Source organism: Burkholderia sp. MBR-1 (assembly GCF_013822785.1).
GTDB classification, from domain to species: domain Bacteria; phylum Pseudomonadota; class Gammaproteobacteria; order Burkholderiales; family Burkholderiaceae; genus Burkholderia; species Burkholderia vietnamiensis.
Window position 1 is genome coordinate 1,099,830 of sequence record NZ_CP053609.1, and the last position, 26,480, is coordinate 1,126,309.

The window sequence follows — 26,480 nt, forward strand, 5'->3', positions numbered from 1 at the left end:
CTGACGCAGCCGCCGCACGCGGCCGCCGTCGCACGAGGGCCTGCATGATGGCCGAGATCGTGATCGTCGGCGAACTGCTCGCCGAATTCGTCGCGCTCGAGCGCGGGCAGGGCTTCGACGCACCGGGCCTGTTCGCCGGCCCGTTCCCGAGCGGCGCGCCGGCGATCTTGGCCGACCAGGCCGCGCGGCTCGGCGCTCGCGTCGCCTATGCGGGCTGCGTCGGCCGCGATGCGTTCGGCGATGCGATCGTCGCGCGGCTCGAGCGCGACGGCGTGGACATCACGCGCATCCGCCGCGTCGAGCGCCCGACCGGCACCGCGTTCGTCGCGTATCGGGACGACGGCTCGCGCAGCTTCGTGTTCAATCTGGCGACCAGCGCGGCCGCCTGCATCGACGCCGGCGACGTCGATGCCGCGATGTTCGACGGCTGCCGCTACTTCCACGTGATGGGCTCGTCGCTGACGAGCGAGGCGGCGATCGCGGCGGTGCAGCGCGGCGTGATCGAGGCGGCGCGCGCGGGCGCGAAGGTGTCGTTCGATCCGAACGTGCGGCCCGAGATGCTGAGCTTCCCGCCGCTGCGCGCGGCGCTCGACGCGATGCTCGCCGCCTGCCATCTGTTCCTGCCGAGCGACGCCGATCTGCCGTTCTTCTGCGGGCCGCAGCCGGCCGAGCGCGCGATCGCCGGGCTGCTCGCCACGCATCCGCTGCTCGAGCGCGTCGTGCTCAAGCGCGGCGCGGCCGGCAGCGCCGCATTCGACCGGACGAGCCGCGTCGACGCGCCCGCGTGGCCCGTCGACGAACTCGATCCGACCGGCGCCGGCGACTGCTTCGGCGGCACGCTGGTCGCGGGCCTCGTCGCCGGCATGCCGACCGACGCCGCGCTGCGCCGCGCCAACGCGGCCGGCGCGATCGCGGTCACGCGGCGCGGCCCGATGGAGGGCAACAGCGACGCGGCCGAGATCGAGCGGTTCCTGACCGAGCGGGGTGTCGCATGCCCGGCCTGACGAGCACGGTCGAGCCGCCGCGCACCGCGCACGCGCACACCGTGCTGCGGATGATCTTCGACGCGAACCGCGGCGGCGCGCAGCGCGGCATCTATTCGGTCTGCAGCGCGCACCGGCTCGTGCTCGAGGCCGCGTGCGAGGCCGCGCGCGCGGACGGCTCGCCGCTGCTGATCGAGGCGACCTGCAACCAGGTGAACCACGTCGGCGGCTATACGGGGATGACGCCGGCCGATTTCCGGCGCGACGTCGACGCGATCGCGCAACGCTGCGGGCTCGCGCCGTCGGCGCTGGTGCTCGGCGGCGATCATCTCGGGCCGAATCCGTGGCGGCACCGCCGCGCGGCCGACGCGATGCGCGAGGCGGCCGCGATGGTCGCCGCGTACGTCGAAGCCGGGTTCGAGAAGATCCACCTCGATGCGAGCATGGCGTGCGCGGACGATCCGGCGCGGCTCGACGATCGCACGATCGCCGCGCGCGCGGCGCAGCTTTGCCGCGCGGCCGAGAGCGCCGCGTCGCGCGCCGGCCTCGCGCCGGTCTACGTGATCGGCACCGAAGTGCCGACGCCCGGCGGCGAGGTGTCGGCCGACGGCGACGCCGACGGCGCGGCCATCGCACGCATCGCCGTCACGCGCAGCGACAGCATCGGCGCGACGCTCGATGCGCATCGCAGCGCGTTCGCGGCGGCCGGGCTCGACGACGCATGGACGCGCGTGGTCGCGGTCGTCGCGCAGCCGGGCGTCGACTTCGACGATCGCCACGTGCTCGACTACGACAGCGCGAAGGCCGCGGCGCTCGGCGCGAGCATCCTGCGCGTGCCGCGCCTCGTGTTCGAAGCGCATTCGACCGACTATCAGACCGAGCACGCGCTCGCCGCGCTCGTGCGCGATCATTTCGCGGTGTTGAAGGTCGGCCCCGCGCTGACCTTCGCGCTGCGCGAGGCGCTGTTCGCGCTCAGTTTCATCGAGGACGCGCTGATCGGCGACGTTGCGCTGCGCTCGCGGCTGCGCGACGTGGTCGACGCGGCGATGCGCGCGCAGCCCGAACACTGGGCGCCGTACTACCGCGGCGACGAGGCCGAGCAGCGGCTCGCGCGTCAGTTCGGCTACAGCGACCGGATCCGCTATTACTGGCTGCAGCCGGCCGTCGCGGCGGCGGTCGAGCAGCTGTTCGACAACCTCGCGCGCCAGCCGGTGCCCGAGACGCTCGTCGCGCAGTGGCTGCCGGACGTGTACGCGGCGTGCCGCGCGGGCGTGCTCGCGAAGGCGCCGCGCGCGTGGGTGCGCCACCGGATCCGCGACGTGATCGCGCACTATGCGCGCGCATGCGGGATGCAGCGGCCGGTGTGACCGGCTGTGAACGCAGCGCAGCACGACGGATACAGCAACACGCAACAACACGCAACACCAACGCAACACGCACCACCGACGACAGTTCGAACAATCACAGGAGACATGCCATGCAACGAAAGACGCTCGATGCCGCCGTACGCTGCTTCGCCGGAGCCGCGCTCGCGACGGCTGCGTGCGCCGCGTGGGCCGGCACGCTGACGATCGCGACGCTGAACAACCCGGACATGATCGAGTTGAAGAAGCTGTCGCCGGCGTTCGAGAAGGCGAACCCGGACATCAAGCTGAACTGGGTGATCCTCGAGGAGAACGTGCTGCGCCAGCGCGCGACCACCGACATCACGACCGGCAGCGGCCAGTTCGACGTGATGGCGATCGGCACCTACGAGACGCCGCAGTGGGGCAAGCGCGGCTGGCTCGCGCCGATGACCGGGCTGCCCGCCGACTACGACCTCAACGACATCGTGAAGACCGCGCGCGACAGCCTGTCGTACAACGGCCAGCTGTACGCGCTGCCGTTCTACGTCGAAAGCTCGATGACGTTCTACCGCAAGGACCTGTTCGCGGCGAAGGGGCTCAAGATGCCCGATCAGCCGACCTACGACCAGGTCGCCGAGTTCGCCGACAAGCTCACCGACAAGTCGAAGGGCATCTACGGGATCTGCCTGCGCGGCAAGGCCGGCTGGGGCGAGAACATGGCGTACGTGTCGACGGTCGTGAACACGTTCGGCGGGCGCTGGTTCGACGAGAACTGGAACGCGCAGCTCACGTCGCCCGAATGGAAGAAGGCGATCGGCTTCTACGTGAACCTGCTGAAGAAGGACGGCCCGCCGGGAGCGAGCTCGAACGGCTTCAACGAAAACCTGACGCTGACCGCGTCGGGCAAGTGCGCGATGTGGATCGACGCGACGGTCGCGGCCGGGATGCTCTACAACAAGCAGCAGTCGCAGGTCGCCGACAAGATCGGCTTCGCGGCCGCGCCGGTCGCCGTCACGCCGAAGGGCTCGCACTGGCTGTGGGCGTGGGCGCTCGCGGTCCCGAAGACGTCGAAGCAGCAGGACGCCGCGCGCAAGTTCATCGCGTGGGCGACGTCGAAGCAGTACATCGAGATGGTCGGCAAGGACGAAGGCTGGGCGTCGGTGCCGCCGGGCACGCGCACGTCGACGTACCAGCGCGCCGAGTACAAGGCCGCCGCGCCGTTCTCGGAGTTCGTGCTGAAGGCGATCGAGACGGCCGACCCGAACGATCCGTCGCTGAAGAAGGTGCCGTACACGGGCGTGCAGTACGTCGGGATCCCTGAATTCCAGTCGTTCGGCACGGTGGTCGGGCAGGCGATCGCCGGTGCGGTCGCCGGGCAGATGTCGGTCGACCAGGCGCTCGCGGCCGGCCAGGCGGCGGCCGACCGCGCGGTGCGCCAGGCCGGCTACCGGAAGTAACGCAGGCCGCTCGCGCCGCGCCGTGGCGCGCACGTCGCGTGCGCCCCGGCCCGGCGCAGCGCAAGCGCGGGCAGGCCGCATCTGCCCGCGCATCAACCGGAGGAATCCGATCATGCGTCATCTACGTCTTCCCCTGAGCCACGCGCCGTCGGTCGGCGACGCGGCGACGCCGCCCGGTGCGCCGCGCCGCGCGCGCGGCGGCGCGAGCTGGCTCGTGTCGCCGTCCGTCGCGGTGCTGCTGCTGTGGATGTCGATCCCGCTCGCGATGACGATCTGGTATTCGTTCTCGCGCTACAACCTGCTGAACCCGGACGTGAAGGGCTTCGCCGGCTTCGACAACTACCGCTTTCTCGCGACCGATCCGTCGTTCCTGCCGGCCATCTGGCACACGCTCGTGCTGATCGGCGCGGTGCTCGCGATCACCGTGGTCGGCGGCGTGCTGATGGCCGTGCTGTTCGACCGCAAGTTCTACGGGCAGGGCATCGCGCGGCTGCTCGCGATCGCGCCGTTCTTCGTGATGCCGACGGTCGCCGCGCTGATCTGGAAGAACATGATCCTGCATCCGGTGTACGGGCTCGTCGCGAACGCGATGCGCGCGCTCGGGATGACGCCGGTCGACTGGTTCGCCGACTACCCGCTCACCGCGGTGATCGCGATCGTCGCGTGGCAGTGGCTGCCGTTCGCGTTCCTGATCCTGTTCACGGCGATCCAGTCGCTCGACCAGGAGCAGAAGGAAGCCGCGCGCATCGACGGCGCCGGCCCGATCGCGATGTTCTTCTACATCACGCTGCCGCATCTGAAGCGCGCGATCGCGGTGGTCGTGATGATGGAGACCATCTTCCTGCTGTCGATCTTCGCGGAGATCTACACGACGACGGGCGGCGGCCCCGGCAACGCGACCACCAACCTGTCGTACCTGATCTATGCGCTCGGCCTGCAGCAGTTCGACGTCGGCCTCGCGTCCGCGGGCGGGATCATCGCCGTCGTGGTCGCGAACGTCGTGTCGTTCTTCCTGGTGCGGATGCTCGCGCGCAACCTGAAAGGGGAGTACGAGAAATGAGCGACCTGACTTTCGCAAGCCGGCGTGCGCCGGCTCCGTTCGCGCTCGTGCGCCGCGCGCTGCCCGGCGCGCTCGCGTGGCTGATCGCGCTGCTGCTGTTCTTCCCGATCTTCTGGATGGCGATCACCGCGTTCAAGACCGAGCAGCAGGCGTATGCGTCGACGCTGCTGTTCGTGCCGACGCTCGACAGCTTCCGCGAGGTGTTCGCGCGCAGCGACTACTTCGCGTTCGCGTGGAACTCGGTGCTGATCTCGGCCGGCGTCACCGTGATCTCGCTGCTGCTCGCGGTGCCGGCCGCGTATGCGATGGCGTTCTTCCCGAACCGCCGCACGCAGAAGGTGCTGCTGTGGATGCTGTCGACCAAGATGATGCCGTCGGTCGGCGTGCTGGTGCCGATCTATCTGCTGTGGAAGAACGCGGGGCTGCTCGATACCGTGTCGGGCCTCGTGATCGTCTACACGCTGATCAACCTGCCGATCGCCGTGTGGATGACCTTCACGTACTTCAACGAGATTCCGAAGGACATCCTCGAAGCGGGCCGCATCGACGGCGCGTCGACGTGGCAGGAGATCGTCTACCTGCTGATGCCGATGGCGCTGCCGGGCCTCGCGTCGACCGCGCTGCTGCTCGTGATCCTGTCGTGGAACGAGGCGTTCTGGAGCATCAACCTGTCGAGCTCGAACGCGGCGCCGCTCACCGTGTTCATCGCGTCGTATTCGAGCCCCGAGGGCCTGTTCTGGGCGAAGCTGTCGGCCGCTTCGCTGCTCGCGGTCGCGCCGATCCTGATCGTCGGCTGGCTGTCGCAGAAGCAGCTGGTGCGCGGGCTCACGTTCGGGGCCGTCAAATGACGGCGGCCGGCCATGAACCGAGCGTGCTGATCTGCGATTGCGACGGCGTGCTGATCGACAGCGAGGCCGTCGCCGCCGACGTCCTCGTGCGCGAGCTCGAGGCGCGCTGGCCCGGCGTCGACGCGCGGCCGGCCGTGATGCCGCTGCTGGGCCTGCGCATCGAGCGCGTGCTGGCCGGTGCGGCCGGCGCGCTCGGCCGCGCGCTGACGGACGGCGACGTCGAAGCGATCCGGCGCGCGGTCGAGGCGGCGGCCGTCAACGCGCCGATGGTCGACGGCATCGATGCGGCGCTGGCCGAGATCGCGCTGACCACCGCGTGCGCGAGCAACAGCTATCGCGCGTACGTCGAGGCGGCGCTCGCGCGTACCGGGCTCACGCGCTTCTTCGGCGACCGGCTGTTCTGCGCGGACGCGGTCGCGCGGCCGAAGCCCGCGCCCGACGTCTATCTCGCGGCCGCGCGCACGCTCGGCGTCGCGCCCGCGCAATGCCTCGTCGTCGAGGACAGCGCGACGGGCATCACCGCGGCGGCGGCGGCGGGCATGACCGTGCTCGGCTTCGTCGGCGGCGGCCACGCGTCGGCCGCGCAGATCGACGCGCTGCGCGGGATCGGCGCGCGCCACGTATTCGACGACATGCACGAGCTGCCCGGCTACGTCGCGCGCTGGCAGGCGACGGGCGCCGTGCTGCCGAACTAGCAACGATTGCGCGTCGCGGCGAACGCGGCGCATCACGAACGAACGGAGACAGATCATGGCAAGCGTGCACCTGCGCAACATCGCGAAGCGCTACGACGACACCGAAGTGCTGCGCAACGTGAACCTCGACATCGCCGACGGCGAATTCGTCGTGTTCGTCGGGCCGAGCGGCTGCGGCAAATCCACGCTGATGCGGATGATCGCCGGGCTCGAGGACATCTCGAGCGGCGAGCTGCTGATCGACGGCGCGAAGGTCAACGACGTGCCGAGCGCGAAGCGCGGCATCGCGATGGTGTTCCAGTCGTACGCGCTGTATCCGCACATGACGCTGTACGACAACATGGCGTTCGGGCTGAAGCTCGCCGGCGCGAAGAAGCCGGAGATCGACCAGGCCGTGAAGCAGGCCGCGAAGATCCTGCACATCGATCACTTGCTCGACCGCAAGCCGAAGCAGCTGTCGGGCGGCCAGCGGCAGCGCGTCGCGATCGGCCGCGCGATCACGCGCAAGCCGAAGGTGTTCCTGTTCGACGAGCCGTTGTCGAACCTCGACGCCGCGCTGCGCGTGAAGATGCGGCTGGAGTTCGCGCGGCTGCACGACGAGCTGAAGACCACGATGATCTACGTGACGCACGATCAGGTCGAGGCGATGACGCTCGCCGACAAGATCGTCGTGCTGTCGGGCGGCGCGGTGCAGCAGGTCGGCACGCCGAACGAGCTGTATCACGCGCCGTCGAACCAGTTCGTCGCGGGCTTCATCGGCTCGCCGAAGATGAATTTCCTGAAGGGCACGGTCGAGTCGGCCGATGCGGGCGGCGTGCTGGTGCGGTTCGACAGCGGCGCGATGCAGCGCGTCGCCGTCGATGCGGCGGGACTGCAGCGCGGCGCGGCCGTGACGGTCGGCGTGCGGCCCGAGCATCTGCTGGTGGGCGACGCGGCCGACGGCGTGGCAGCGCGGACGATGGCCGTCGAATCGCTCGGCGACGCCGCGTATCTGTATGCGGAGTCGCCGGTCGCGCCGGACGGGCTGATCGCGCGCATTCCGCCGCTCGATACGTACCGCAGCGGCGAGTCGCTGCATCTGCATGCGCAGGCCGGGCATTGCCATCTGTTCGACGAACAGGGGCACGCGTTCCGGCGCCTGGCAGCGCATGCGAAGGCGGCGTGAGCGGGTGCGGGGGCTTGGGGCGGGGTTGTTGGCGAGGTTGTATTGCACGGCGGCGCGCCTAGCAGCAACGATCCGCGACGCACATCGGCCGACGATGCGCACGCATGGCGCAACGACGACGGCCGAGCGCGCGCTCGTTCACCACATGCTTCGCTAGCGATCGCCTGAAATCACGAAGCGGTCGCGATGACCGCCGCCCATTACGCGTCGAGCGCCGCCCGCGCGCAGCTCTCGTCGGTGACGAGCCCCGACAGCCAGCCGCCGCGCAGCGCCGCGATCACCGCGTCGCGCTTCTTCGTGCCGCCCGCGAACGCGATCGTCGGGCGCTTCGGCGGCGTGTCGAGCGCGACGCTCGTCACGCGCGCGCTGGTCGACACGTCGACCAGCTTGCCCTGCGCATCGATCGGCACGCCGAGCAGTTCGGCCACCGCGCCGCGCGCGGTCATCTCGTCGCGTTCCTGTTCGGTGATGAAGCCGTCCTCGTAGAGCGGGCAGTGCGGGCCGATGTTGCCGACGCCGACGAATGCGACGTCGGCCTGCGCCGACAGCGCGTCGACGATCCGGTACAGCCGGTGATTGCACCATTGCGCGCGCTCGGCATCGCTGTCGGCGAACAGCGGCGCCGGCAGCAGGAAGTGTTTGCTGCCGGTCTTCTCGGAGATGTACTGCGCGACGTCGTAGCGGTTCGACGAGCCGTCGGCGGCGATCGCGCCGACCATCGACACGAGCCGGTGCTGCGGCCGGTCGATCTGCGCGATCTGCGCGACGGCCGCCTTCAGCGTGCGGCCGCTGCTGACCGCGATCACCATCGGCCGCGTCTCGTTCAGATACCGCTCCATCACCTGCGCGCCGGCGACCGCGAGCTTGCGGTCGATCGCCTCGGGCGCATCCGCATCGACGGGCACGACTTCGCACATCGTGAGCCCGTAGCGTTTCGACAGCTGCGCGCCGAGGTCCAGGCAGTCGGCGAGCTGATGATCGACGCGTACGCGGATCAGGTTCTTCTCGACCGCGAACGCGACCAGCCGCTGCGCGACCGGGCGCGACACCTGCAGCTTCTCGGCGATTTCGTTCTGCGTGTCGCCGGCGACGTAGTAGAGCCACGCGGCGCGCGTGGCGAGATCGAGTTTTTCTGAGGACTTGGACACGATAGCGATTCGGTTCGGATCTGGGCAGGCCGTCGGGCGGCGCGGCGGCATCCACTGTAACGCATGCCGGGCGCGCCGCCGCGGCGCTCACGCGAGCCGCGCGCGCGACGGCTCGTACAGCGGACGCACGTGGCGATACAGCGCGCGGAACGCGTCGAGGCGCTCGCGCAGCAGCGCATGGCGCGCGGCGTCCGGCGTGTATTCGGCGCGCACCGGCGGCTTGGTCAGCACCGTCTGCGGATCGCCGCCGACGGCGAGCCAGCCGAGCCGCGCGGCGCCCAGCGCCGCACCGGTTTCGCCGCCGCCGTGCCGGCGGGTGCGCACGTTCAGCGCGTCGGCGATCAACTGCGCCCAGAACGCGCTGCGCGCGCCGCCGCCGATCAGCGACAGCCGGTCGGTTTCGACGCCGGCCGCATGCAGCGCGTCGAGGCCGTCGGCGAGGCCGAGCGTCACGCCTTCGAGCACCGCGTAGCCGAGATGCGCGCGCTCGGTCGCGTGCGTCATCCCGAAGAACACGCCTTGCGCATACGGATCGTTGTGCGGCGTGCGTTCGCCGGACAGGTAGGGCAGGAACAGCGGCGCCGTCGCGAGCGCGTCCGCGTCGAGCGCTTCGATCTCGGCGAGCAGCGCGGGCTCGTCGGTGCCCGTCAGCTTGCAGACCCAGCGCAGGCAGCTCGCCGCGGACAGCACGACGCTCATCAGTTGCCAGCGGTCGGGGATCGCATGGCAGAACGCGTGCACGGCCGACGCCGGATTCGGCATGAAGCGGTCGCCGACGACGCTCAGCACGCCCGACGTGCCGAGCGACACGAAGCCGTCGCCCGCGTGGATCGCGCCGATGCCGAGTGCGCTGGTCGCGTTGTCGCCGCCGCCGCCCGCGACGACGACCGCTTCGGACAGCCCCAGCTCGCGCGCGACGTCCGCGCGCAGCGTGCCCGACGGCGCGTTGCCTTCGACGATGCGCGGCATCTGCGCGCGCGTCATGTCGCAGGCGGCGAGCAGCGCGTCGGACCAGTCGCGGCGCGCGACGTCGAGCCACAGCGTGCCGGCCGCATCCGATGGGTCGGACACCTTCGCGCCGGTCAGACGGAAGCGCAGGTAGTCCTTCGGCATCAGCACGCAGGCCGTCGCGGCGAACACGTCGGGTTCGTGCTTCGCGACCCACAGCAGCTTCGGCGCGGTGAAGCCGGGCATCGCGAGGTTGCCGGCGAGGGTGTGCAGGTCGGGTGCGCGCTCGGTGAGCAGCGCGCATTCGTCGGCGCTGCGCATGTCGTTCCACAGGATCGCGGGGCGCAGCACGCGGTCGTCGCGACCGAGCAGCACCGCGCCGTGCATCTGGCCCGACAGGCCGATCCCGCGCACCTGCGCGAACGCTTCGCGGTGCTGCGCGCGCAGCGCCGCGAGCGCGGCCAGCGTGCCCTGCCACCAGTCGTCGGGATGCTGTTCCGCCCAGCGCGGATGCGGCCGCGACACGCTGAACGGCGTGCCGGCGGTGCCGACCACGGTGCCGTCCGGGGCGAGCAGCAGCACCTTCACTTCCGAGGTGCCGAGGTCGATGCCGAGATACATGAGCGATCCGCTCCGTCAGTGAGGAGCCGCTACTTTAGCCGCACGCATGCGTGCATGCCAACGCAGGTTCGCCCGAATGCGCGGGTGCTGGCGTGCTGCCGCGGCGACCGCGGCCGCGGCGGCGCGGGGCGCGCTCAGCGCTGCGCGAGCCATGCGTCCACGCGCGCGAGCGCGGTGCGCAGCGCGTCGAGCAGCGCCGCGTTGCCGGCGAGCGTGCCCCACAGCGCGCGCGATGCGCACAGGGCGAGCACCGGGTCGTCGGCGGCGACGATCGCGCGCGCGGCGCCTTCGTCCATCACGCCGTCCTGGTACGCATACGGCAGCCGGCCGCGCGCCCAGCGCTCCAGAAAGCGCAGGAACAGCGCGGGCAGCACCGCGGTGGCGATCGGCGCGGCGCCGCGCGCGAACGATTCGGCGAGCGTCGGCGCGATGAAGCCGGGGATCTTCGAGAAGCCGTCGGCCGCGACGCGCTGGTTGGTGTCGAGTACGTACGGGTTGCCGAAGCGCTCGAGCACGACGTCGCGGTAGCGTTCGAGGTCGAGCGGACTCGGCGTGAGGCACGGGATCACGTCCTGCGTCACGTAGTCGTGCGCGAAGCGGCGGATCCCGGCGTCGTGCGTGCCTTCGTGGATATACGTGTGGCCCGCGAGCGTGCCGGCCCACGCGATGCAGCTGTGGGTCGCGTTCAGGATGCGGATCTTCGCTTCCTCGTACGGGTGCACGTCGTCCACCAGCTCCGCGCCGGCCAGCTCCCAGCGCGGCCGGCTGGCCGCGAAGCGGTCCTCGATCACCCACTGGATGAAGGATTCGGCCATCACCGGGCAGGCGTCGTCGATGCCGGTCGCCACGCGCACGCGTTCGCGCACGTCCGGGGTCGGGCGCGGCGTGATGCGATCGACCATCGCGCTCGGCGTCGCCACGTGCGCATCGAACCACGCGAGCAGCGCGGTTTCGCCACGCTGCTCGAGGAACGCGCGCATCCCGGCGCGAAAGCGCGCGCCGTTGTTGCGCAGGTTGTCGCAGCTCTGCAGCGTGAGCGGGCCCGCGCCGCGCGCGACGCGTTCGGCCAGCAGCGCGGCGAGCGCGCCGTAGAGCGTCGTGCGCGCGCCTTGCAGATCGGCCGCGAGATCGGCGTTCGCGAGGTCGAGGCGGTTGTGCTCGTCGAGGTAGTAGCCGCCTTCGGTGACCGTGAACGACACGATCCGGCACGCCGGATCGGCGCCGGCATCGATCAGCGCGGCCAGATCGGGCGACCACGGCAGCACGCGCGAGATCGCGCGGATCGTCTCGTACGCGCGCTCGCCTTGCGGCGTGACGGTTTCGAGCGTGTAGGCGCCGTGCTGGGCGGCGAGCGCGTCCATCGTCGTGCGCATGTCGTCACGGATGTTACCGACGGTCAGCGTCCAGCGCTCGCCGGCCGGCACGGCCGCGTTCACGCGGTGCAGATACCACGCCTGGTGCGCGCGATGGAACGAGCCTGCGCCGATATGCAGCAGCACGGGCGGGTGCTCGGAAGGCGATGCGGTCATCCGGTGTCTCCTGTCGCGATCGGATGCCGGCCTGGCAGGGAAGCTGGCGATCCGCGCTGTCGAATACGATCATTTGCTCTGCGTGTGAGCGAATGATCGTATTGGGGCGAGCGAAAGTCAAGGCGGGGACGGGGCATTTCGATGGTGCGGTGCGGCGGGGTGGGGCAGGGAAGCGGGCGGCGAATCAGGCGGCGAATCGGACGGCGAATCGGACGGTGAATCGGACGGTGAATCAGGCGGCGAATCAGGTGGTGAATCAGACCGGCGCGGCGGCGCAGATAGCGGCAGCGTGCCGAAGCGGCTGCACCGGCGCGCCACGGTGGCGGAGGAACGCGTCGAGCGTCGTCTGACCGCCCGCGCCGGCCTTGCCGCGCGCATATGATGCGGCCCGCTCGTCGTCACGACGCGCGGGCCGCGTGAGCCGCGCGTGCGCTACAGCGTGGTGCGCACGTGCCAGAGCTCGGGGAACAGCACGACGTCGAGCATCTTGCGCAGATACGGCGCGCCGCTCGTGCCGCCGGTGCCCTGCTTGAAGCCGATGATGCGCTCGACGGTCGTCACGTGACGGAAGCGCCACTGACGGAACGCGTCCTCCAGATCGACGAGCTCCTCGGCCATCTCGTACAGCTCCCAATGCTGCTGCGGGTGACGATAGACCTCGAGCCACGCGGCCTCGACGGTCTCGTCGTGGCGCATCGGCTGCGTCCAGTCGCGCTCGAGCCGCTCCGGCGCGATCGGGAAACCGCGCCGCGCGAGCAGGCGCACGACTTCGTCGTAGAACGACGGCGCTTCGAGCGTCGCGCGCACCTCGGCGAGGATCTCGGGCCGGTGCGCATGCGGCTGCAGCATCTGCACGTTCTTGTTGCCGAGCAGGAATTCGAGCTGCCGGTACTGGTACGACTGAAAACCCGACGACTGGCCGAGATACGGGCGCATCGCCGAATACTCGGACGGCGTCATCGTCGACAGCACGTTCCACGCCTGCACGAGCTGCTCGAGGATCCGCGACACGCGCGCGAGCATCTTGAACGCGGGCGGCAGCGCGTCGCCGCGCACCGCGTCGAGCGCGCCGCGCAGCTCGAACAGCGCGAGCTTCATCCACAGCTCGCTGGTCTGATGCTGGATGATGAACAGCATCTCGTTGTGATCGGGCGAGAGCGGATGTTGCGCGTCGAGGATCGAATTCAGCGACAGGTAATCGCCGTAGCTCATCGACTTCGAGAAATCGAGCTGCGCGTTGTGCCAGCCCGGTTCGCCCGCGGCATCGCCCGGCGCCTGATGAGCGGACGGCGCGGCGCGCGTGCCCGAGAACGGGCAGCCGGCCGGCGCGTCGCCGCCGGGAGGCTGCATATGACCAGAATTCACGACTTTCTCCAGATTTGCATGACGGGGCCCGGCGCGCCGGGCGTAACGGATCAGGTCACCGCGCCGCGCTCGGCGAACTCGGGCGCCTTCCACGCGTCGGTGGCGAGGATGTCGCGCAGCGTGTCGACGGCGTCCCAGACGTCGACGAAGCGCGTATAGAGCGGCGTGAAGCCGAAGCGCAGCACGTCGGGCTCGCGGTAGTCGCCGATCACGCCGCGCGCGATCAGCGCCTGCATGACTTCATAGCCGTGCGGATGCTCGAAGCTCGCCTGCGAGCCGCGCTGGTGATGCGCGCGCGGCGTGACGAGCTTCAGCGACAGCCCCGCGCAGCGCGCTTCGACGAGCGCGATGAACGCGTCGGTCAGCGCCAGCGACTTGCGGCGGATCGCCTGCATGTCGGTCTGCAGGAACACGTCGAGCCCGCATTCGACCATCGACATCGACACGATCGGCTGCGTGCCGCACAGAAAGCGCGCGATGCCCGGGTCCGGCGCGAACGCCGGCTGCATCGCGAACGGCGCGCGGTGGCCCCACCAGCCGGACAGCGGCTGCGAGAAATGCGCGTGATGGCGATGCGGCACCCACACGAACGCCGGCGAGCCGGGGCCGCCGTTCAGGTATTTGTACGTGCAGCCGACCGCGCCGTCGGCACGCGCGCCGTTCAGGTCGACCGGCACCGCGCCGGCGGAGTGCGCGAGATCCCACAGCATCAGCGCGCCCGCGTCGTGCGCGAGCTGCGTGACGGCCGGCATGTCGTGCATGTAGCCGGTGCGGTAGTTCACGTGCGTGATCATCGCGACGGCCGTGTCGTCGCCGAGCGCGGCCGGCAATTCCGCCGGATCGTCGATCAGACGCAGCTCGTAGCCGCCGCCGAGCTGCTCGATCAGCCCTTGCGCGATGTACAGGTCGGTCGGGAAATTCGAGCGCTCGGACACGATCACGCGGCGCTGCGGCGCGCGCTCGGCCTGATGGCGCAGCATCGCAGACAGCAGCTTGAACAGGTTGATCGAGATCGTGTCGGTCACGACCGTTTCGCCGGCTACGCCGCCGATCAGCGTCGCGAGCTTGTCGCCGAGGCGGCGCGGCAGCGCGAACCAGCCGGCGGTGTTCCAGCTGCGGATCAGGCCTTCGCCCCATTCGGCGCCGATCACCTGTTGCGCGCGGGCGGCCGATGCGCGCGGCTGCGCGCCGAGCGAATTGCCGTCGAGATAGATCACGCCGTCGGGCAGCGCGAACTGGCCGCGCAGCGCGGCGAGCGGATCGTCGCGGTCGAGGGCGAGCGCGTCTTCACGGGTCTTGATCATGATGTCGATGAGGGGTTCGGTAATCAGGAGGAATGGCCGGGCAGCGCGCGCAGCACCGCACGCACGGGGCTCGCATCGAGCGTCGTGAACTTCAGCGGCAGCGCGATCAGCTCGTAATCGCCGGCCGGGACGTCGTCGAGCACGATGCCTTCGAGTATCGCCATCCGGTGCGCGCGCACGCGGTGATGCGCATCCATCGTCTTCGATTCCTGCGGGTCCAGCGACGGCGTGTCGATGCCGATCAGCTTCACGCCGCGGGCGGCGAGCAGGTCGATCGTCTCCGGCGCGACCGCGCTGAAATCGCTGTCCCACCGCTCGACGCTCGCGTGCGCGCAGGTGCGCAGCAGCACGCGCGGCGGCACGCGATCGAGCGCGGCCTCGACGTCGGGCGGCTGCACGCGCGGCGCTGCGCCGACGCAGTGGATCACGCGGCACGGGCCGAGATACGCGTCGAGCGGCACGGCGCCGATCGGCGCGCCGTCGGCGTCGTAATGCAGCGGCGCGTCGCAGTGCGCGCCGGTATGCGGCGACAGCGTCAGGCGCGCGACGTTGACCGGCGAGCCGGCCTCCATCCGCCATACGCGCTCGACCGACAGCGGCGTGTCGCCCGGCCACACGGGCGTGGCGGGGCTGAGCGGCGGCGAGATGTCCCAGAGTGTGTCCATGGCATGACGAATCGGTGAATCGATCCTTCGAATGATAGGTGGACGCTCGCAGAAAGTGCTTGCGAAATAACCATGGACAATCCGCCGGATTGGCAGATAATTCGACTCAGAGGGAAAAGGGGGACCAAAAATGCATGCGATCACGCTCGATGCCACCGACTGCCGGATTCTCGCCGTACTGCAGGAGGAAGGCAGAATCAGCAATCTGGACCTGGCCGAACGCATCTCGCTTTCGCCGTCGGCCTGTCTGCGCCGGATGCGGCTGCTCGAGGAGCAAGGGGTCATCGAACACTACCGTGCGTGCCTGAGCCGCGAGAAGCTCGGCTTCGAGCTCGAGGCGTTCGTGCAGGTGTCGATGCGCAACGAGGAAAACCAGTGGCACGAGCGCTTCGCGGAAGCGCTGCGCGAATGGCCGGAGGTGGTCGGCGCGTTCGTCGTGACCGGCGAAAGCCATTACCTGCTGCGCGTGCTCGCGCACAACCTCAAGCACTATTCGGATTTCGTGCTGAACCGCCTGTACAAGGCGCCCGGCGTGATGGACATCCGCTCGAACATCGTGCTGCAGACGCTGAAGGACGAAGCGGGCGCGCCGGTCGGGCTGGCGCGCACGGGGGCGATCAAAGCGGTGTGAGCCCGTGGAAGCCGCCGCCGTGGAACACCAGCGGCGGCGCGGCGTCGGCTGCGGCGCGCACGCCGCAACGCTCGACTTCGCCGACGAAGATCACATGGTCGCCTTCGTCGTAGCGGCTGCGGTTGTGGCATTCGAACCAGGCGAGCGCGCCGTCGAGCACCGGCATGCCCGAGTTGCCGGCCGCGTGCGCGATCCCTTCGAAGCGATCGCCCTTGTAGGTCGAGAAACGCTTGCACAGGTCGAGTTGCGACGCCGCGAGCACGTTCACCACGTAATGGCTGTTGCTGCGGAATACGGGCGTGGACGCCGATTTGTGCGCGAGGCTCCACAGCACCAGCGGCGGATCGAGCGACACCGAGTTGAACGAGCTCGCGGTGATGCCGATCAGTTGCCCGGACGGCGCACGCGTCGTGATGACGGTGACGCCGGTGGCGAACTGGCCGAGCGCCTGACGAAATGCGGCCGAGTCGAAATCGGGCGGAGTGGCGTGCTTCATCGGGCCGCCATCCACGACGAAACGGACGGGCGCGGCGCGCGGCGGATGCGACGGGCGCGGCGGACGAATGGCGACGGGGCCGGGGCGATCGGTTCGAAAGTGGTGCGCATGGCGCGATTCTAGCGGAATCGCGCGGGGCGGACCTCCGCGCCACGCCCAGCGCGGGGCGAGCGTGAGGTAGCGCACATTGGTGGGGGGCGTTGGCGCCATCGGGGCATCCGCAGCATTCGCGACACCGAATCGGCCGGCGGCATTCGGCATCCAGGGCATCCAACGGCGGCAACCGCGGCAACCGCGGCAACGGCGGCAGCGGCAACCACGCCAACTGCGGCATCCACGGCAACGCCGACATCCACGACGCCGCGCAGCCAGCTCACCGCCAGCGCCCTTCCCGCCATACCGCAGCCATCCGCCTACCGCGCCGCGGCGAGCCCGAGCGACAGCGCCCCGGTCAGTATCAGGCTCGACGCCCATACGGCATCGAGATTGAACCAGCTGCGCGCGACGAATTTCAGCCCCAGATAACGGTAGACCAGCCACGCGAGCACGCCGCCCGCGCCGACCATCGCCGCCGCATGGACGGCCGCGACGACGAGCGCCGTGCCGAGATGCGCGTCGATCAGCGTGGCGGCCGCGCGATGGCCGGCATCCCGGTCCGGCCCGCAGAGCCCGAGATAGATCGGCACCAGCATCAGCCCCGCGCCGTGTGCGAGCGCGACGGCGAACGACCACAGCCCGAGCCGCGCCGGCGCGATGCGGGCGAGCGCGCGCGGGTGCCGGCGCCGGATCAGCAGCGCCGCGCCGAAGCCGATCACGAGCACGCTCGCGCCGATCCGGATCGCCGGCTGCCACGCGAGCAACGCGGCGAGCAGCCCGAACGGCAGCATCACCATGAACACGGCGAGCGCGTGGCCGAGTGCGAGATAGCCGAGCGCCGCGACGAGCGCGTCGACGCGGCGCGTCATCAGCGCGTTCGACACGGCGAGCGGCCAGCCCATCGCGGGGTTCAGCCCATGGTAGACGCCGCTCGCGAGCACGGCCGCCCACAGCGCGAGCGACGCAGGCAGGGTGGCGCTCAACGCCTGACCGACGGGTAGCAGAAGGAATCGGTCGAGCAGTCGCCGCCGTCGAGCCGGATCTGATGCGCGCGATAGCCGTCGGGGAACTCGACCCAGTAGTCGTCGGCGAGCGTGAGGCCGCCGTCCGACCCCGCGTGCGCGAGCACCTGCGCGGCCGGCACGCCGTCCGGATAGAACTGGTCGTCCCAGGTCGAGTACAGCGAGTTGGTCCAGTACACGCGCCGGCCGTCGCGGCTGACTTCGACCATCTGCGGGCCGCCCGCGAACGCGCGGCCGTTCGGATGCGGCGCGCGCCGCACGATGCCGCCGATGCGCACCGAGCCCGCGAGCACCGGCCGATGCGGATCGGACACGTCGTACTGGCGCATCTCGCCGGTGCCCCAGCACGACACGTACAGGAAGCGATCGTCGAGCGACAGGTCGATGTCGGTCACGAGCGGCGGCACCGCGCCGAAGCCTTTCAGCAGCGGCGGCAATTCGTCGGCCGCGGCCGGCTCCGGCGGAATCGTCGCGGTCTTCTTCGCGTGGAACCTGCCGTCTTCGCGCCACCAGGTCCAGATCGAGCCTTCGAGCGTGGCCGTATCGACCACGACGCCGACGAACCCGTATTCGCGCGCCGGATCGTGCGCGGGCCGCACTTCGAGCGCCATCTGGTGCTGCGCGCCGAGGTCGATCGTCTGCACGTTGCGACGCGCGCGCAAGTCCCAGAAGTGCAGACGGTGACCGTAGCGGTTGGCGAGCAGGTCTTCCGGCACGATGCCGTTTTCGAATTGCGGCGGCAGCGCCCATTCGCTCGACACCATGTAGTCGCGCGGCAGGTTCCACCAGAAGTCGTAGTGCTTGTCCTGCGGGCCGCGGTCGATTTCCCAGCGGCCGAGCACGTCGAAGGTCTCGCAGTCCATGATGAAGATGCCGGGCGCGCCGTCGGTGCCGTCCTTGCCTGCGCCGCCGAGCGTGCTGACGTAGATGCCTTCCGGGCCGCAGTGGACCGTGTGCGGCCGCGAGTAGCCGGTCTTCGCGAACACTTCGTCGGGCTCGATGATCTTGTGGATGCGCGCCTGCGTCGGATGCGGCTTCGTGTCGATCACGTAGATGCGCGACGAGCGCAGGCCCGGAATGATCAGGAAGCGGCGCTCGAGAAAGGCGTGGCCCGTCAGCGGCGACAGCGACGACGAGCACGCATTCCACCCGAAGTGGTGAAACTCGTCGCCGGTGTGCGGCATCGTCACCGTGTGGACGATTTTCCCGTAGGTCGCCGAGCCGGGCTTCACGTCGATGACGGCGAGCGCGTCGGGTCTGGAAAAATCGGGGCTCAGCAACAACGTATAGGCGAACGCCTCGGGCGGCGCCTGCATCGCAAGCTCCGGTGAGGCGTGAAAGGTCGGATCGGGCCGCATGTTCATCGTGGTGCCTCCTGTCGGTGGTGTCGAATCACGGGTGCGCCGCGGTCCGGCCGTGCGTGGGCAAGCGCTGCGCGAGGCGAACGCGCCGACGCACGCACGCGCTGGCACGGCGCGCGCTGCGGTACGTCAGGTGGAAACGGTGCGGAAAGGTGCGGAAAGGTGCGGCATCCGACGCGCGCCGCTCACGCACGCGTGTTGCGTCGCAATGCGAGCGGATGAACGACGCGGCGCAATGCGCGTCGGTCGGTGCGCCTGCGAGGCGGACGGTATCTGCTAAGGCGTGCATATCGATGTTCCGGCGGATGATGTTGGCATCGGGGCGGGCATGCATCGGCGCTGCGTGCGGCCGCGGCGGGGTGCCGTCGCGGCGAAGCGTGCCTAAGTGTAGACGAGAAATGCGCGGCGGGTCGGGCGCGGCGCGCGCGTGCCTGCCTGCCGGATTTTCGTGCGAGTGAGATACTTGAACGCGTGCCGCTGCGCGCCGGGCGACCGGGCAGCGGCGATACGGACTGGCGAGCCGGGCACGCGCGCGTGCCGGCCGCTACCTTCAACGAGGTACTCAACTTCATGGTGAACGAGATGCTTGAAACCGCGACGCTCGGCGGCGGCTGCTTCTGGTGCACGGAGGCCGTGTTTCTCGACGTCGACGGCGTGACGGCCGTCCAGTCGGGCTATGCGGGCGGCCACACGCGCAATCCCGGTTATCGCGACGTGTGCGACGGCGACACCGGACACGCGGAAGTGGTGAACGTGACGTTCGATCCCGCGCGCATCGGTTATCGCGAGATCCTGGAGATCTTCTTCGCGACGCACGATCCGACTCAGCTGAACCGGCAGGGAAACGACGTCGGCACCCAATACCGTTCGGTCGTGTTCACGCATTCGGATGCGCAGCGCGACACCGCGCTCGACGTGATCGCCGAGCTCGAGCGCGAGCAGGTGTTCGGGCAGCCGATCGTCACGCAGGTCGTGCCGCTCGACGGCAACTACTGGCCGGCCGAGGATTATCACCAGAACTATTACGCGCGCAATCCGGGGCAAGGGTACTGCTCGGTCGTGATCGGGCCGAAGCTCGCGAAATTCCGGCAGAAGTTCGCGCATCGGCTGAAGTCGCAGCGCGGCGCGTGAGCGGTACGTGAGGGGCGCGTGAGGAGCGCGTCACTCGGCGGCGGCTCGCTGTCCGCCGCTACGTCGCTACGCCGCTTCACTGCTCCACCGCGCACACGCGGCGACGATCTCCCGCGCGAGCGCAATGCACGACAGCGGCGCCGAACCTTCCGCCTTGTTGTTGATCGTGATGATCACCGGCTGGCCGGCCAGCGCGTAGCGCGCGGCCAGCTCGGCGAGCGCCGAACGCGTGGCCGGGTCCTCGTCGACGAGCTGGTCGAACGGCTCGTACTTCGCCTTCGCCTGTTCGTACTTGAAACCGCCGTGCAGGCTCCAGCGCACGATCAGCGGGCCGGGCGCAGCGCCGTCGAGCAGCGCGAGCGCGGCCGCCTGGCGCAGCGGGTCCGGCATGCGCGCATGCAGGCCGACGCAGTAGCGAACGCCGAGCGCCGCAAGCGTCCGGATGAAGCGCGGCGTGAGCAGGCAGGCGTCGCGGATCTCGATCGCGTAGCGCGTGCCGTCCGGCTCCGGCGGCAGCGGCGGCAACGCCGCGAAGAACGCGGCCAGCCGCTCGATCAGCGCGGCCGGGTCGGCGAGCAACTGATCGGGCATCGGCGAAAACTGGAACACCAGCACGCCGGCCTTTTTGCCCAGGCCATCGATGCACGGCTGCACGAATTCATGCGTCGCGAGCGCGGCGTCGAGGAACGTCGGGTTCGGTCCCGACGGTTCGCCGCGCCGGCCGCGCACCACGGCGTCCGTTACGGACGCCGGCGCTTTCACGACGAAGCGGAAATCGTCCGGCACCTGCTGCGCGTAGCGCAGATAGTCGGCCACCGACAGCGGGCCGTAGAACGACCGGTCGAGGCTCACGCTCCGGAGCAGCGGATGCGCGCCATACGCGCCGAGCCCTTCGCGCGATAGCTTCGACTGCGCGAAGTCGCCGTCGAAGACGATGCCGTTCCAGCCGGGGAAGTACCACGACGACGTGCCGAGCCGCACGTTCGGCGGCAGCGCGGCCGCCAGTTCGGCGACCTCGGCGGACACCGGCGCAGGCGGCACGCCGCGCCCGCGCCGCGTGCGCTTCGGCGGTGCGGCCGGCGGAGGCGGCTCGTCCCACAGCAGGCCGGATTCAGGCGAGGGCGGTTCGGGGTCGTCGGTAGCGCGCGGCGACGCTCGATCAGCGCGCGCCGGGCGTCGTTCTTGCGGCGCCGCGTGCTCGCCGGCCGGTTCGGGATTGCCTGCGGCACCGGGGCCCGGGCCCGCGCATGCATCGTCGGCGGACGCGCCGAACAGGTCGAATTGCGCGTCGGCACCCGGTCCCGGCGTCCCGTCGCGCTGCTGTCGTTGCGGTCGCGCGTTGCGCCGCGTGCTGCCGTCACCCATGCATGCCCAGCGTGAAGCGCCGCCTAGCGCGGCAGCGCGTGTTCGTACATGTAGCGCCGCGACCACGGCAACGTTTTCGCGCTGCGGCCGGCCTTGCGGCACACGATCTGGAAGATCGACACGTCGTCGTGCTCGAACGCATACGCGCAGCCGGCGAGATACACGCGCCAGATACGGAATTTCTCGTCGTCGACGAGCCCGCGCGCCTGTTCGGCGTTCGCCTCGAAATTCTCCGTCCAGATTTCGAGCGTGCGCGCATAGTGCCGCCGCAGGCTCTCGATGTCGACCGCCTCGAGCCCGCCGCGCTGCGCCGCTTCGAGCGCGAGGCTGATGTGCGGCAGCTCGCCGTCCGGGAACACGTAGCGATCGATGAATTCGCCGCCGCCGAGCGCCGTTTCGCCGCTTTCCGCGTCGGTCGACGTGATGCCGTGGTTCATCGCGATGCCGTCGTCGACGAGCAGCTCGCGCACGCGCGAGAAGTAGAGCGGCAGATTCTTGCGGCCGACGTGCTCGAACATCCCGACGCTCGTGATGCGGTCGAATTGCCCGTCGATTTCGCGATAGTCCTGCAGGCGGATCTCGATCTTGTCCTCGAGGCCGGCGGCCTTCACGCGCGCGGTGGCGAGATCGAACTGGTTCTGCGACAGCGTCACGCCGAGACACGTCGCGCCGAACTTCTGCGCGGCGCGCAGCACGAGCGCGCCCCAGCCGCAGCCGATGTCGAGCAGCCGCTGGCCGGGCTCGAGCTGGATCTTCGTCAGGATATGGTCGATCTTCTTGATCTGCGCGGTCGCGAGATCTTCATCGCCGTTCTCGAAGTACGCGCACGAGTACACCATGTTCTCGTCGAGCCACAGCTTGTAGAACTCGTTCGACACGTCGTAGTGGTACTGGATCGCCTTCTTGTCGGTGCTCTTCGTGTGATTGAAGTAGCGCCGCACGCGCGCGAGCTTGCTCGCGCTGGTGACCGTGCTGCGCGCGAGCGAGTAGCTGATGTTGATGATGTCCGACAGCCGGCCTTCGATGTCGATCTTGCCCTTCACGTACGCCTCGCCGAGGTTGTCGAGGCTCGGCTCGAGCAGCAGCGGCAACGCCGATGCGCTGTTGACCTTCAGCGTGACCTGCGGCGCGCTGAACGTGCCGAAATCGAGTTGCTCGCCGTTCCACAACACGAGGCGCGCCGGTAAGTTCGCCTTCGTCCGTACTTCGTCCGCCCACTGTGCCAGCTTCTTTTCCCAGAACATTTGGAATCTCCGTTTGTTCGTTGAATCGAATACAGCCAGGTTTTCTGACCGGGCGCCGCATCTTGCGATGCGGGCGCCCGGTTGCAACACGAGATACGGCCGGCGCCGGCGCTGCTGCGGCGTCGCTTACGGCGCCAGGCGCGAGATCGACCAGCCCGTCGCCGCGGCGTCGTCGCGCGTATAGAGCAGTCGATCGTGCAGCCGCGACGGGCGGCCCTGCCAGAATTCGATCGCGTCGGGCACGAGGCGGTAGCCGCCCCAGTGCGGCGGGCGCGGCGGGTTCTCGCCGTAGCGGGCGGCGACTTCCTTCTCGCGCGCCTCGAGCGTCGCGCGGCTGTCGATCACCGTGCTCTGCTCGGACGCCCATGCGCCGATGCGCGAGCCGAGCGGGCGCGAGGCGAAATAGCGGTCGCTTTCGTCGGCGCTGGTCTTCTCGATCCGGCCTTCGATGCGCACCTGGCGCTCGAGCTCGATCCAGTAGAACAGCAGCGCCGCATGCGGATTGACGGCGAGGTCGTGCCCCTTGCGGCTTTCGTAATTGGTGAAGAAGACGAACCCGCGTTCGTCGACGGCCTTGATGAGCAGGATTCGGGCCGACGGCCGGCCGTCGTCGCCGACCGTGGCGACCGTCATCGTGTTCGGCTCGGGCAGCTTGGCGGCGAGCGCCTCCTTGAACCAGCGGTCGAACTGGACGAACGGGTCGGGGGCGGCGTCGGCCTCGTCGAGCGAAGCACGCGAATAGTTGATGCGGAGATCGGCGAGTGTCGTCATGTTATGCAAACGCTTCAATCGGGGGCCAGTATAGCGAACGCGCGAGAATCGTGCGTACACCGTCGCGAGGAAAGGCGGGGGAGTTCAGGCAAAATAGAGGGCCGCACGACTTACGTTTTCCTTGCTGCCATGCCCGCTGCCGACGCTGCCCTGCCCAGTTCCTCCGATCTTACCGCGAGCCCGCCGATCCAGCTTGACGTGGATCGCGAGCGCCGCTTCGGCGGTATCGCACGGCTGTACGGCGCCCCGGCGCTCGCCGCGTTCGAGCGCGCGCACGTGGCGGTGATCGGCATCGGCGGCGTCGGGTCGTGGACGGCCGAGGCGCTGGCGCGCAGCGCGGTCGGCACGCTGACGCTGATCGATCTCGACAACGTCGCCGAAAGCAATACGAACCGGCAGATCCACGCGCTCGACGGCAATTTCGGCAAGCCGAAGGTCGACGCGATGGCCGAGCGCATCGCGCTGATCGATCCCGCGTGTCGCGTGAACCGGGTCGAGGATTTCGTGGAGGCCGACAACTTCGATGCGCTGCTCGGCGGCGGCTTCGACTACGTGATCGACGCGATCGACAGCGTGCGCACGAAGGTCGCGCTGATCGCATGGTGCGTCGCGAAAGGGCAGCCGCTCGTGACGGTCGGCGGCGCGGGCGGGCAACTGGACCCGACCCGGATCCGCATCGACGATCTCGCGCTGACGATCCAGGACCCGCTGCTGTCGAAGGTGCGCGCGCAGTTGCGCAAGCAGCATGGCTTTGCGCGCGGCCCGAAGGCGCGCTTCAAGGTCAGCGCGGTGTATTCGGACGAGCCGCTGATCTATCCGGAAGCTGCCGCGTGCGACCTCGAGGACGGCGCGGAGCCGTCGGCCGCCGCGCACGTCGCGGGGCTCAATTGCGCGGGGTTCGGATCGAGCGTGTGCGTGACCGCGAGCTTCGGCTTCGCGGCCGCCGCGCATGCGTTGCGGGCGATTGCGGCGCGGGCCGTGCGCTGATCGGGGATCGGTGGCTGGCGGGTGCGCCTTGGGTGAAGTGGCGCGGCTGACGAGCGTTGTGCGGTGGGGGGTGGGGGCGCTGGTTGGATCGTTGTGGCCTGGGCAGGGAGCGGTGGTCGTCGCAGCTCGCGCATCGAGGACCCACCAACGAGGTATATCAGCGAGCCTCGTTCAGCTAGGCTCAACTAAGTGAGGCTCGACCGGTGAAGCCCGACCAGCGAGGCCCGACCAGCGAGGCCCGCTTAGCGAGGCCCAACCAGCGAGGCCCAACCAGCGAGGCCCAACCAGCGAGGCCCAACCAGCGAGGCCCAACCAGCGAGGCCCAACCAGCGAGGCCCAACCGGCGAGACTCAACCGGCGAGACTCAACCAGCTAGGCCCAACCAGCTAGACCCGATCAGCTAGACCCAACCAGCCAGCCCCCGCCTCCACCATCAATTGAGCGCCATGCTCAGCTTGCGCCGCCACGCGGCGACCAGCTCGGGGCGGTCGCCCGCCAGTTCGAACACCGAAATCATCGTGCGGCGGCCGAGGTCGTCGCCGTACGCGCGGTCGCGCAACACGATCTCCAGCAACTGCTCGAGCGCGCCTTCGTACGCGCGACGCGCGATCAGGCTCTGCGCGAGGTCGAAGCGCGCGTCCAGATCGCCGGGATTCGCGGCGATGCGGGCTTCGAGCGCGTCGGTCGGCGGCAGGTCGGCCGTCGCGTCCAGCGCGTCGAAACGGGTCTTGATCGCCTGGTAGCGCGGATCGGCCTGCAGCGTCTGCGGCGACAGGCGCTCGGCCTCGGCACGCGCCGCGTCGACCTCGTTGTTCGCGAGCAGCAGTTCGATCAGGTCGAGCCGTGCGTCGTCGAAGCCGGGGTTCAACGCGAGGGCCGCTTCGAGGTGCGCGAGCGCGTCGTCGAAGCGCGACTCGGCGAGCGCGTATTGTGCGGCGCGGCGTTCGGCTTCGTCGGGCGCCGGCAGCAGCCGATCGAGGAACTCGCGCAGTTGGCCTTCCGGCAGCACGCCGATGAACTGATCGACCGGGCGCCCGTCGGCGAACGCGATCACGTGCGGGATGCTGCGCGTCTGGAAATGCGCGGCAAGCTCCTGGTTCTCGTCGACGTTCACCTTGACGAGCTTCCAGCGGCCGGCGTAATCGGCTTCGAGCTTTTCGAGCAACGGCCCGAGCGTCTTGCAGGGGCCGCACCACGGCGCCCAGAAGTCGACCAGCACGGGCGTGTCCAGCGACGCCTCGATGACGTCTTTCTCGAAAGTGGCAAGCGTGGTGTCCATGTCGTTCTCTGCAGTTCGAATGTGTTCAGGATGGGGGCGGCGCGCGCGTTTTTCAACGCGGCTTCGCTGCGGGCAACGGAATCCACTCGGTTTCTCCGGGCACGTTGCCCATTTCCTGCTTCGTCCACGCCTGTTTCGCCTGCTCGATCGCATCGCGGCTGCTCGCGACGAAATTCCATTCGATGAAGCGCTCGCCGTCGAGCTTGTCGCCGCCGAGCAGCATCGCGCGCGCGCCGCCGCTGCTCGCGAGCGTGACGGTCGTGCCCGGCACGAGCACGGCCATCTGTTGCGCCGGCACCGGCGTGCCGTCGATCGTGAGGTCGCCGTCGACGACGTAGACGGCCCGCTCCTCGTGCGACGCGTCGAGCTCGAGACGGCTGCCGGCCGCGAACCGGGCGGCGACGTACAGCGTGCGCGAGAACGTCGTGACCGGCGAGCGCAGGCCGAAAGCGTCGCCGGCGATCACCGTCAGCGACACGCCGCCTTCGTCGCGCGTCGGCAGCGTGTCGGCCGCATGGTGCTCGAACGACGGCTCGGTGGTTTCGTGCGCGACCGGCAGCGCGACCCAGGTCTGGATCCCGTGCACGGTATGGCCGCTCTCACGCAGCGCGTCGGGCGTGCGCTCCGAGTGGACGATCCCGCGGCCGGCCGTCATCCAGTTGACGTCGCCCGGCACGATTTCCTGCAGCGAGCCGAGGCTGTCGCGGTGCAGGATCGCGCCGTCGAACAGATACGTGACGGTCGCGAGCCCGATATGCGGATGCGGGCGCACGTCGAGGCCGGTGCCCGGCGGCAGCGCCGCGGGCCCCATGTGATCGAAGAAGATGAACGGGCCGACGAGGCGGGCGGCGAGTGCGGGAAGCGTGCGGCGCACCTGCAGGTTGCCGATGTCGCGCAAGTGCGGTTTCAGCAGAGCTTTGATCGAATCGGTCATGACGGGTCTCGTGGGGAGCGGCGCGGTGC

25 protein-coding genes are annotated in these 26,480 nt (G+C 69.7%); 10 read left to right on the forward strand and 15 right to left on the reverse strand.

Features of this window, described 5'->3' with window-relative positions; all coding sequences use genetic code 11:
* Window positions 1-47 precede the first annotated feature (47 nt).
* From MBR110_RS05030 to MBR110_RS05060, 7 genes are all read left to right on the forward strand, one after another.
* Window positions 48-1,004 carry a sugar kinase gene (locus MBR110_RS05030; RefSeq protein WP_181709252.1) on the forward strand — a complete coding sequence of 319 codons (957 nt, stop codon included), beginning with the start codon at window positions 48-50 and terminating at the stop codon, window positions 1,002-1,004.
* A complete protein-coding gene (locus MBR110_RS05035; protein ID WP_014723547.1) occupies window positions 992-2,350 on the forward strand; it encodes a D-tagatose-bisphosphate aldolase, class II, non-catalytic subunit in 1,359 nt (452 codons plus the stop codon). The genes MBR110_RS05030 and MBR110_RS05035 overlap by 13 nt, the downstream gene beginning before the upstream one ends.
* Before the next feature lie 110 nt (window positions 2,351-2,460).
* Complete coding sequence (locus tag MBR110_RS05040; protein ID WP_011885876.1) at window positions 2,461-3,786, forward strand: ABC transporter substrate-binding protein; 1,326 nt, start codon at window positions 2,461-2,463, stop codon at window positions 3,784-3,786.
* 112 nt (window positions 3,787-3,898) lie between these two features.
* Window positions 3,899-4,846 carry a carbohydrate ABC transporter permease gene (locus MBR110_RS05045; RefSeq protein WP_011885875.1) on the forward strand — a complete coding sequence of 316 codons (948 nt, stop codon included), beginning with the start codon at window positions 3,899-3,901 and terminating at the stop codon, window positions 4,844-4,846.
* Window positions 4,843-5,694, forward strand: a complete 852-nt coding sequence (locus MBR110_RS05050; RefSeq protein ID WP_011885874.1) for a carbohydrate ABC transporter permease — start codon at window positions 4,843-4,845, stop codon at window positions 5,692-5,694. The genes MBR110_RS05045 and MBR110_RS05050 overlap by 4 nt, the downstream gene beginning before the upstream one ends.
* Window positions 5,691-6,389, forward strand: coding sequence for an HAD family hydrolase (locus tag MBR110_RS05055; protein ID WP_011885873.1), 699 nt, complete (start codon window positions 5,691-5,693; stop codon window positions 6,387-6,389). Before MBR110_RS05050 ends, MBR110_RS05055 begins: the two co-directional genes overlap by 4 nt.
* Window positions 6,390-6,444: 55 nt before the next feature.
* Entirely contained in the window at window positions 6,445-7,554 is a 1,110-nt protein-coding gene (locus MBR110_RS05060) for an ABC transporter ATP-binding protein (protein ID WP_011885872.1), read from the forward strand.
* A 200-nt stretch (window positions 7,555-7,754) separates the two neighbouring features.
* On the opposite strand, the gene MBR110_RS05065 is transcribed toward MBR110_RS05060, so the two are convergent.
* The 6 genes from MBR110_RS05065 to kynB form a co-directional block, all read right to left on the reverse strand.
* A complete protein-coding gene (locus MBR110_RS05065; RefSeq protein ID WP_011885871.1) occupies window positions 7,755-8,753 on the reverse strand; it encodes a sugar-binding transcriptional regulator in 999 nt (332 codons plus the stop codon).
* Between the two features lie 36 nt (window positions 8,754-8,789).
* On the reverse strand, window positions 8,790-10,271 hold the full coding sequence (gene xylB, locus MBR110_RS05070; RefSeq protein ID WP_011885870.1) for a xylulokinase: 1,482 nt from the start codon (window positions 10,269-10,271) through the stop codon (window positions 8,790-8,792).
* Between the two features lie 134 nt (window positions 10,272-10,405).
* Complete coding sequence (gene dalD, locus MBR110_RS05075) at window positions 10,406-11,800, reverse strand: D-arabinitol 4-dehydrogenase (protein ID WP_014723538.1); 1,395 nt, start codon at window positions 11,798-11,800, stop codon at window positions 10,406-10,408.
* A gap of 432 nt (window positions 11,801-12,232) precedes the next feature.
* Window positions 12,233-13,150, reverse strand: a complete 918-nt coding sequence (kynA, locus tag MBR110_RS05080) for a tryptophan 2,3-dioxygenase (protein WP_014723536.1) — start codon at window positions 13,148-13,150, stop codon at window positions 12,233-12,235.
* A gap of 65 nt (window positions 13,151-13,215) precedes the next feature.
* Complete coding sequence (kynU, locus tag MBR110_RS05085) at window positions 13,216-14,466, reverse strand: kynureninase (protein ID WP_155625013.1); 1,251 nt, start codon at window positions 14,464-14,466, stop codon at window positions 13,216-13,218.
* Between the two features lie 26 nt (window positions 14,467-14,492).
* Entirely contained in the window at window positions 14,493-15,134 is a 642-nt protein-coding gene (gene kynB / locus MBR110_RS05090; RefSeq protein WP_059463164.1) for an arylformamidase, read from the reverse strand.
* A 130-nt stretch (window positions 15,135-15,264) separates the two neighbouring features.
* On the opposite strand from kynB, the gene MBR110_RS05095 reads away from it, so the two are divergent.
* Entirely contained in the window at window positions 15,265-15,765 is a 501-nt protein-coding gene (locus tag MBR110_RS05095; protein ID WP_006477992.1) for an Lrp/AsnC family transcriptional regulator, read from the forward strand.
* On the opposite strand, the gene MBR110_RS05100 is transcribed toward MBR110_RS05095, so the two are convergent.
* The 4 genes from MBR110_RS05100 to MBR110_RS05115 all read right to left on the reverse strand — a co-directional run bounded on the left by MBR110_RS05100 (window position 15,752) and on the right by MBR110_RS05115 (window position 19,074).
* The gene (locus MBR110_RS05100) at window positions 15,752-16,261 is read right to left on the reverse strand and encodes a flavin reductase family protein (protein WP_011885865.1); all 510 of its coding nucleotides are present in this window, start codon (window positions 16,259-16,261) and stop codon (window positions 15,752-15,754) included. The two genes, MBR110_RS05095 and MBR110_RS05100, sit on opposite strands and share 14 nt — an antisense overlap.
* A 413-nt stretch (window positions 16,262-16,674) precedes the next feature.
* Entirely contained in the window at window positions 16,675-17,340 is a 666-nt protein-coding gene (locus MBR110_RS05105; protein ID WP_014723533.1) for a hypothetical protein, read from the reverse strand.
* Window positions 17,337-18,743 (reverse strand): selenium-binding protein SBP56-related protein, encoded by a 1,407-nt coding sequence (locus tag MBR110_RS05110; protein WP_059621825.1) that lies wholly within the window; start codon window positions 18,741-18,743, stop codon window positions 17,337-17,339. Before MBR110_RS05110 ends, MBR110_RS05105 begins: the two co-directional genes overlap by 4 nt.
* Window positions 18,744-18,771: 28 nt before the next feature.
* Window positions 18,772-19,074: a hypothetical protein gene (locus MBR110_RS05115; RefSeq protein ID WP_155625011.1), complete on the reverse strand. Its 303-nt coding sequence runs from the start codon at window positions 19,072-19,074 to the stop codon at window positions 18,772-18,774.
* A 236-nt stretch (window positions 19,075-19,310) separates the two neighbouring features.
* Here MBR110_RS05115 and msrA point away from each other — a divergent pair, with 236 nt between their 5' ends.
* Window positions 19,311-19,871, forward strand: coding sequence for a peptide-methionine (S)-S-oxide reductase MsrA (gene msrA, locus MBR110_RS05120; RefSeq protein ID WP_034192711.1), 561 nt, complete (start codon window positions 19,311-19,313; stop codon window positions 19,869-19,871).
* Window positions 19,872-19,937: 66 nt separating this feature from the next.
* Here msrA and MBR110_RS05125 read toward each other — a convergent pair whose 3' ends face one another.
* From MBR110_RS05125 to pdxH, 3 genes are all read right to left on the reverse strand, one after another.
* Complete coding sequence (locus MBR110_RS05125) at window positions 19,938-21,236, reverse strand: DUF72 domain-containing protein (protein WP_059735299.1); 1,299 nt, start codon at window positions 21,234-21,236, stop codon at window positions 19,938-19,940.
* 23 nt (window positions 21,237-21,259) lie between these two features.
* Window positions 21,260-22,480, reverse strand: a complete 1,221-nt coding sequence (locus tag MBR110_RS05130; protein ID WP_011885832.1) for an SAM-dependent methyltransferase — start codon at window positions 22,478-22,480, stop codon at window positions 21,260-21,262.
* Between the two features lie 126 nt (window positions 22,481-22,606).
* The gene (gene pdxH, locus MBR110_RS05135) at window positions 22,607-23,251 is read right to left on the reverse strand and encodes a pyridoxamine 5'-phosphate oxidase (protein WP_014723527.1); all 645 of its coding nucleotides are present in this window, start codon (window positions 23,249-23,251) and stop codon (window positions 22,607-22,609) included.
* A gap of 129 nt (window positions 23,252-23,380) precedes the next feature.
* Between pdxH and tcdA the strand changes: the two genes are divergently transcribed.
* Window positions 23,381-24,238 (forward strand): tRNA cyclic N6-threonylcarbamoyladenosine(37) synthase TcdA, encoded by an 858-nt coding sequence (gene tcdA, locus MBR110_RS05140; RefSeq protein WP_034192646.1) that lies wholly within the window; start codon window positions 23,381-23,383, stop codon window positions 24,236-24,238.
* Window positions 24,239-24,671: 433 nt separating this feature from the next.
* On the opposite strand, the gene trxA is transcribed toward tcdA, so the two are convergent.
* Window positions 24,672-25,517, reverse strand: a complete 846-nt coding sequence (trxA, locus tag MBR110_RS05145) for a thioredoxin (RefSeq protein WP_034192645.1) — start codon at window positions 25,515-25,517, stop codon at window positions 24,672-24,674.
* Window positions 25,518-25,569: 52 nt separating this feature from the next.
* A complete protein-coding gene (locus tag MBR110_RS05150) occupies window positions 25,570-26,451 on the reverse strand; it encodes a pirin family protein (protein WP_069264670.1) in 882 nt (293 codons plus the stop codon).
* Between the last annotated feature and the right edge of the window lie 29 nt (window positions 26,452-26,480).